The sequence below is a fragment of the Pseudoxanthomonas helianthi genome (assembly GCF_017939625.1).
Classification (GTDB): Bacteria; Pseudomonadota; Gammaproteobacteria; order Xanthomonadales; family Xanthomonadaceae; genus Pseudoxanthomonas_A; species Pseudoxanthomonas_A helianthi.
In genome coordinates, this window is the sequence record NZ_JAGKTC010000001.1 from 1685328 (window position 1) to 1685720 (window position 393).

General features: G+C 58.5%; 1 protein-coding gene. It reads left to right on the forward strand.

All coding sequences use genetic code 11. The features are described from left to right. Positions 1-13: 13 nt before the first annotated feature. A partial coding sequence (locus J5837_RS07670) for a hypothetical protein (RefSeq protein ID WP_210536075.1) occupies positions 14-393 on the forward strand: 380 nt, incomplete at its 3' end.

Sequence of the window (393 nt, forward strand, 5' to 3'; positions counted from 1 at the left end):
GCGCGCACCCCACATGCTCTCCATCTTTAAGAAAAAGCCAGCCCCTACGCTAAACGGCCTGTTTCTGCTCAACATGCACATTGGCCGTGGCTCCAATAGCGAGATGCCTGCCAATCTCGCGGGCGCCTATGTTGGTGTTTTTATCGGCGCACCGGACCCGAACGGGGCACTAGTTCAGGCCGTTACGGAACTGCGGCGGCGCGGCTACGAATTCATTGACCTATCTGACGGAAAGATCCATCAGCTGGACCCAATGCAATGGGACACGTATGTGCAGAACGCCTGGCCAGAGTTCCCCAACCACTTTCCCAGGCGGACTGAGGTCATTGCTGGCTTGTCGTCTCCCAGCTGGGTCTTCTTTGGGCCGTTCGCTGGCTACGAGCCTCAGCGCGC